Origin of the sequence: Streptomyces boncukensis (assembly GCF_011045075.1) — a bacterium.
Classification (GTDB): Bacteria; Actinomycetota; Actinomycetes; order Streptomycetales; family Streptomycetaceae; genus Streptomyces; species Streptomyces boncukensis.
The window spans coordinates 1-3,893 of record NZ_JAAKZZ010000613.1 but is presented as its reverse complement, the minus strand read 5'-3'; the positions used below and the strand labels follow the sequence as shown (position 1 = coordinate 3,893).

The 3,893-nt window shown below is 72.4% G+C and carries 3 protein-coding genes and 1 pseudogene; 1 reads left to right on the top strand and 3 read right to left on the bottom strand.

The features are described 5' to 3' along the window. The coding region (locus G5C65_RS33005; protein WP_165302748.1) for an alpha/beta hydrolase at positions 1–1,574 on the top strand (1,574 nt) is incomplete at its 5' end. Positions 1,575–1,608: 34 nt separating this feature from the next. Here G5C65_RS33005 and moeZ read toward each other — a convergent pair. The 3 genes and pseudogenes from moeZ to G5C65_RS39760 all read right to left on the bottom strand — a co-directional run. Beyond that, the gene (gene moeZ, locus G5C65_RS33000; protein WP_165302747.1) at positions 1,609–2,787 is read right to left on the bottom strand and encodes an adenylyltransferase/sulfurtransferase MoeZ; all 1,179 of its coding nucleotides are present in this window, start codon (positions 2,785–2,787) and stop codon (positions 1,609–1,611) included. 83 nt (positions 2,788–2,870) lie between these two features. After that, complete coding sequence (locus G5C65_RS32995) at positions 2,871–3,668, bottom strand: spherulation-specific family 4 protein (protein ID WP_165302746.1); 798 nt, start codon at positions 3,666–3,668, stop codon at positions 2,871–2,873. Then, positions 3,656–3,893 (bottom strand): annotated as a pseudogene (locus tag G5C65_RS39760) (hypothetical protein); the annotation flags it as partial. The pseudogene G5C65_RS39760 and the gene G5C65_RS32995, both read right to left, overlap by 13 nt.

The following is a 3,893-nucleotide window of genomic DNA, read 5'->3' as shown; positions in this document are numbered from 1 at the left end:
GGCCGGGCGGGGGCGCGTCCTCGTCGGCCGCGCCCTCCCGCCCGGACGCCTCCCCGGACACACCGCGCGGAGCCGCCACAGCGGAGCGCGGGGAGCACCGTACGGAGGACCTCCCGGGTGCGCTGACCGGACAGCGGCTGGACTGGTCGCGCTGTCCCGCGCCGAGCGCCGCGCAGGGCGAGGACGCGGGGTCCCCTTCGCCCCTGGAGGACGGGACGGAGTGGGAGTGCGCCACCCTCACGGTGCCGGTCGACTACGCCGCACCGCGCGGCGCGACCCTCGGCGTCGCCGTGGTCCGCGCCCGGGAGCGCGAGGGCGGGGGCGGGGGCGGCAGGATCGGCTCCCTGCTGTTCAACTTCGGCGGGCCGGGCGGCTCCGGGGTGGCGGCCCTGCCCGCGTTCGCGCGGGACTACCGTGCGCTGCACCAGCGGTACGACCTGGTGAGCTTCGATCCGCGCGGCGTCGGCCGCAGCGAGGGCGTCGTCTGTCTGGACGGCGAACAGCTCGACCGGTACTTCGCCGCCGACTGGACGCCCGACACGGCCGCCGAGGAGAAGCGGCTCTTCCGCCGCCAGGACCGGTTCGCGCAGGCGTGTGAACGGAGGGCGGGACGGCTGCTGCCGCACCTCACCACCGAGAACACCGCCCGTGACATGGACCTGCTGCGCGCGGTGCTGGGCGACGACAAGCTGCACTACTTCGGCATCTCGTACGGCAGCGAACTCGGCGGCGTGTACGCCCATCTCTTCCCCCGGAGGGTCGGCCGGGCGGTCCTCGACGCCGTCGCCGACCCGGGCGCCACTCCCGCCGAGGGCTCCCTCGGGCAGACGGCGGGCTTCGAGAAGGCGCTCGACAGCTATCTGAAGGACTGCGCGCGCCAGGACGGGCAGTGCCCCGTCAGCGCGGACCCCGCCGAGGCGAAGCGGGAGATCACCGAACTGCTCGCCCGGCTGGACGCCGAACCGCTGCCCACCGGCGGCCCGCGGAAGCTCACCGAGGCGCTGGCGGAGAGCGGCATCGCACAGGCGCTCTACTCCGAGCGGCTGTGGGACGCGCTCAGCCAGGGGCTCGACGAGGCGCTGCGGGACGGCAGCGGATCCACCCTGCTGCTCCTCGCCGACTCCCTCAACGGCCGCAACCAGGACGGCGGCTACAGCACGCTGCAGACCTCCCTGACGGCCATCAACTGCGCCGACACCGCGAAGCGCTACACCGCGCAGGACATCAAGGCCCGGCTCCCCGCCTTCACACGGGCCTCCGGCGTCTTCGGCCCGGCGTCCGCGTGGGGCCTGGCGCACTGCCGCAACTGGCCCGCCACGGGCCGCCGCACGGCGCCGGACGTCTCCGCTCCGGGCGCGCCGCCCATCGTGCTGGTCGGCAACACCGGCGATCCGGCGACCCCGTACGAGGGCGCCCGGAGGATGGCCCGAGCGCTGGGCGGCAGCGCGCGGCTGCTGACCTACAAGGGCGAGGGGCACGGCTCCTACGACACGGGCGACTCCTGCGTGCGGAAGGCCGTCGACGGCTATCTGCTGGACGGCAGGGCGCCGAAGGACGGCACCGTCTGCCCCTGACGTCCTCGCCCCGCGCGGGAGCGCCTTGTCGCGGTCAGTAGACGGGCTTGTCCGGCTCGATCTGGTTGACCCAGCCGATGACGCCGCCGCCTACGTGCACGGCGTCGGAGAACCCGGCGTTCTTCAGGACGGCGAGGACTTCCGCGGAGCGGACACCCGTCTTGCAGTGCAAGACGATCTTCTTGTCCTGCGGGAGGCCCTGGAGCGCGTCGCCCATCAGGAACTCGTTCTTCGGGACCAGGCGGGCGCCGGGGATCGAGACGATCTCGTACTCGTTGGGCTCGCGCACGTCGATGACGTCGATGTTCTCGCCGTCGTCGATCCACTCCTTGAGCTGCTTGGGAGTGACGGTCGACCCGGCGGCGGCCTCCTGCGCCTCGTCGGAGACGACGCCGCAGAACGCCTCGTAGTCGATCAGCTCGGTGACCGTGGGGTTCTCCCCGCACACCGCGCAGTCCGGGTCCTTGCGGACCTTCACCTGGCGGTAGGTCATCTCCAGCGCGTCGTAGATCATCAGGCGGCCGACCAGCGGCTCACCGATGCCCGCCAGCAGCTTGATGGCCTCGTTGACCTGGATCGACCCGACGGAGGCGCACAGCACGCCCAGCACGCCGCCCTCCGCGCAACTGGGCACCATGCCGGGCGGCGGGGGCTCGGGGTACAGGCAGCGGTAGCAGGGGCCGTGCTCGCTCCAGAAGACGGACGCCTGACCGTCGAAGCGGTAGATGGAGCCCCACACGTACGGCTTGTTCAGGAGCACGCACGCGTCGTTGACCAGATAGCGGGTGGCGAAGTTGTCCGTGCCGTCCACGATCAGGTCGTACTGGGCGAAGATCTCCATCACGTTGGAGGAGTCGAGGCGCTCCTCGTGGAGGTTGACCGTGGTGTACGGGTTGATCCCGAGCACCGTCTCCTTAGCCGACTCGGCCTTGGAGCGGCCGACATCCGACTGGCTGTGGATGATCTGCCGCTGCAGATTGGACTCGTCCACCTCGTCGAACTCGACGATGCCGAGCGTGCCGACACCGGCGGCGGCGAGGTACATCAGTGCGGGCGAACCGAGGCCGCCCGCACCCACACAGAGCACCTTTGCGTTCTTCAGCCGCTTCTGCCCCTCCATCCCGACGTCCGGGATGATCAGGTGGCGTGAATACCTGCGGACCTCGTCGACGGTGAGCTCGCCGGCTGGCTCGACCAGGGGTGGCAGTGACACGGGGACTCCGTTGGTCGGTGGGACGTACGGGATACCGCCCGCCGAGGGCGGATGCTCCTCACGTAACACTGCCACGCCCGGTCTCATTCCGAGACACCTGGTCCGGTGCGCGAGACGATCTCGTCCCAGTAGCCGGGCAGGGTCTCCCAGGGGTCCTGTCCGCCGCGTGCTGTCCTGTCGGTGAAGCAGACGGTGCCCGCCCCCTGCCAGCGGGCGATGCGCAGCGCCTCGTCGAGATGGGTGCGCGGCAGACCGTGCACCACGTGGCAGAAGCGCTCGGGCGGATGCCCGGCCGTCCACTCCGCCGCCTGGGACCAGCGGTAGTCGGCCCAGCTCCCGCTGAAGGTCACCAACTGGTCGGCGCAGTCCGCGTACCCCTCGTACGGCGAGGTCCCGTGCGCCAGGACGGTACGGCCGCCGCCGCTCAGGGCGCGCAGGGTCGTCACCGTTCGGCGCGTCTCCGGGAGCCGTTCGGAGACGCCGGGACAGTGCGCTAAGTAGAAGCCGTCCACGGTGTACCACTCCAGGAACCGGTGCGCTTCGGAGACCAGCTCACCGAATGGACGGGATCCGTATCGCATGTCGAGATGACCCAGCAGCGCCACACCTGCCTGCCGCAGCGCAGCAGCGGCAGGAGCGCAGTACGGGTCCAGGCGCATCCCGGGCCCCCCGCTGACGTCCAGCACCGCCCACTGGAGCGGTCCGCCGACGCCCCTGGGCCCCGGCAGCGCCCCCACGCCGGGGCGCGACAGCTCGGCCCACTCGGCGGGTGCCAGCATCGGGTGCGCGCAGCCGGGGACGGCGAGTCCGGGCCTGTCGCCGGGGCCGCCGGACGCGCCGGGTGGCCGTCCCGTACCGCCCGGCCGGGTCAGATACGGCATGCCGCCTCCATCCAGATGTCGGCCAGCGACTCCTCCAGCCCGATGCGGGGCCGCCAGCCCAGCCGGTCGCGCGCCGTGCGCACATCCGCCTGCTGCCAGCTTCCGCAGCCGTCCGGATACGGGTAAGCGGTCGGCTGCGGCGCGTGCGCGGCGTGAGCGGGCTGCGGGACCACGGAGCCGGCCCCGTGCCCGCCCTGGCCCTCGCCGGGGCCTCCAGCCGCCCCC

Coding starts and splice junctions, on each gene's coding strand:
- G5C65_RS32995 (WP_165302746.1), bottom strand. CDS start 3,668: ATGCCGTATCTGACCCGGCCGGGCGGTACGGGACGGCCACCCGGCGCG.